Origin of the sequence: Faecalibacterium longum (assembly GCF_040094125.1) — a bacterium.
Classification (GTDB): Bacteria; Bacillota; Clostridia; order Oscillospirales; family Ruminococcaceae; genus Faecalibacterium; species Faecalibacterium longum.
In genome coordinates this window covers 1-2,162 of sequence record NZ_JBBNIH010000034.1, presented here as the reverse complement: position 1 = coordinate 2,162, position 2,162 = coordinate 1, and the positions used below count along the sequence as shown (strand labels likewise).

Genomic DNA, 2,162 nt, shown 5'->3' with positions numbered 1-2,162 from the left:
AGTCTGCCGCAGAGCAGGAAAACGCCCATGAAGCAGACGAATGAACGGCTTTGTGCGCTGGCACAGAAAGGCGATGCAACTGCGCTGGACAGCCTGATCGACAACAACAAGTCCTTTATCGGCAAGGTGGCGAATGACCTTTTTCGCAGCATGAATCTGGCACAGGCTGGCCTGAACCTTGACACGGACGATTTGAAACAGGCGGGCAATCTGGGCTTATGGAAAGCTGTGCCGAAGTTCGATGCAGCGCGCGGCATGAAGTTCCTGACTTATGCGGCTCCTGCCATCCGCAACGCCATGATGGACATGGTTCGGGATGCCTTTACTGCTTTTGAGCAGCGGATGGTGACGGAGGATAAGGACGGTATCTGTTACCAGCGTGTTTCGCTGGACGATGTTCTGCCGGAAGAGGAACAACTACGGCGCATTGAAGCCATAGCCGACCCTTATGCCATGCAGCCGCAGAGTATTATGGAAGAACAGGAATTACGCCGGGAACTGTATTATGGCCTGAAACGGCTGACCCAACGGGAGCAGACCTATCTGCTGTACCGCTATGGCTTCACCGATGGCGAGGAACATCTGCTGATCGGCACGGCGATATACTTTCACCTGACAAAAGGCCGCGCCCAAAAGACCGAGGAACAGGCCATGGATAACCTGTGGCTGGAACTGCCGTGGTGGTTTATCTGAATGAAAAGAAAAAATCGTGATTGTGCTACAAGCTTTATGGGGATTTATGTGCAACTATACGATTTTGAGAAATTTTGTAGACGGATGAAACAAAATAGGATTAAATCTAAGTATCTAAGGAACGTTGATTTCACGGAGCCGCTGATTACCGACTGTAGGATTTGAGGAGGATGCCGTTTTATGAAAATTACACGAGATAAAATGTTTTTTTCAAAAGATCTTATTCATACAATGGCATATGTCGGAATGTTCGTGGCGGCAATTATATCGGTTGGAGCGTGTAAGTCTGGTATTTGGGTGGCTGCGATATTAGCATGGATTGTAGCAGGTATAATTATCGGATTGGCGATTATTTCTGACTATAAAAAGGCAGAACTTTTGAAAAATGGAACAAGAATCATCGGAAAGGTTACAGCAACAAAACGGGTACATATAAAATTTCATATGAGTACCTACCACCTTGCCGATGAGGATGTAATCTATCCATATGTGGTACATTATCAGTATAAAGTTAAAGGTGAAACCTATAATGGAAAGTCGCAGTGGTTTTGGTTCAATCCATGTATTCCGAAAGGGGCACCAATAAAAATTCTAGTAGACCCAAAGAATCCGGCCCGAAGTACAGTTCTCAAACCAGAAAGCTAAAGATGGCTTTCAATCGAGGTAAAACAAAAAGTTTATCCTTATAGCGTGTTTATTTAAAAGAAGATTGCGATTGTGCTACAAATTTTCAGGAAGTTTATGTGCATCTATACGATTTTGAAAAATTTTGTGGACAAACGAAATAAATCAGGCTTAAATTTCGTTATCTAAACAAAAAAGCAAGGCGGGAAGGTTTGATGATTTGTAAAAAATGAGGGCATAAAAATAAAGTAGGCGTTTGATATTTCCAGCAATGTGGGCAGTAGTGAAAGAAGGTATAGAAAATGAAGAAAACTTTATATACATTTTTGGTTTGGAATTTTCTGTTGTTTGTAGCTGGTTTAAGTGATATTGTTTTTTATAGAAATCTTACATCGGTAGAAGGTATGACAATAAGCTGGACCCAGCCAGCGCTTGTAAGTATTACTTCATTTTTAATATTGCTTTCAATATATTATGGGATGCACCAGCTCCTTTTCGGGAAAAATTTTTATTTGAAACTGGAAATCAAGCAGGAAGACATAGATAAATTGCGAAATTCAATTTATGATTTTCTGAAAAAAGGCGAAATTGACCCCGAAAAATTGCAGCAACACTTGAAGTGTTTGATAATTGCTGAAGTTGTTTTGTGGGGTGGATTCATCGTTTACTTATTTATATCAAAGGGCTACTAATTTTCAATTCTAATAATGGGGTAAAGTGGTACGAATGAAAAAGATACAGAACTTTTTCTCGACGATTTTGCAAAAGCTGTGGAAAAGTTCGATAACTATCGTTTAGCATTAAAAACTACGGAAGCTTTACGCTGAAAGCTGTAACTTTAAGCA

The 2,162-nt window shown here is 41.1% G+C and carries 3 protein-coding genes; all 3 read left to right on the top strand.

Annotation, left to right across the window (positions count from 1 at the left end; all coding sequences use genetic code 11):
- A partial coding sequence (locus tag AAAU26_RS00425; RefSeq protein ID WP_349180862.1) for a sigma-70 family RNA polymerase sigma factor occupies positions 1-693 on the top strand: 693 nt, incomplete at its 5' end.
- 180 nt (positions 694-873) lie between these two features.
- Positions 874-1,338: a DUF3592 domain-containing protein gene (locus AAAU26_RS00420; RefSeq protein ID WP_015538140.1), complete on the top strand. Its 465-nt coding sequence runs from the start codon at positions 874-876 to the stop codon at positions 1,336-1,338.
- Between the two features lie 281 nt (positions 1,339-1,619).
- Positions 1,620-2,009, top strand: a complete 390-nt coding sequence (locus AAAU26_RS00415; RefSeq protein WP_005923150.1) for a hypothetical protein — start codon at positions 1,620-1,622, stop codon at positions 2,007-2,009.
- Positions 2,010-2,162 lie beyond the last annotated feature (153 nt).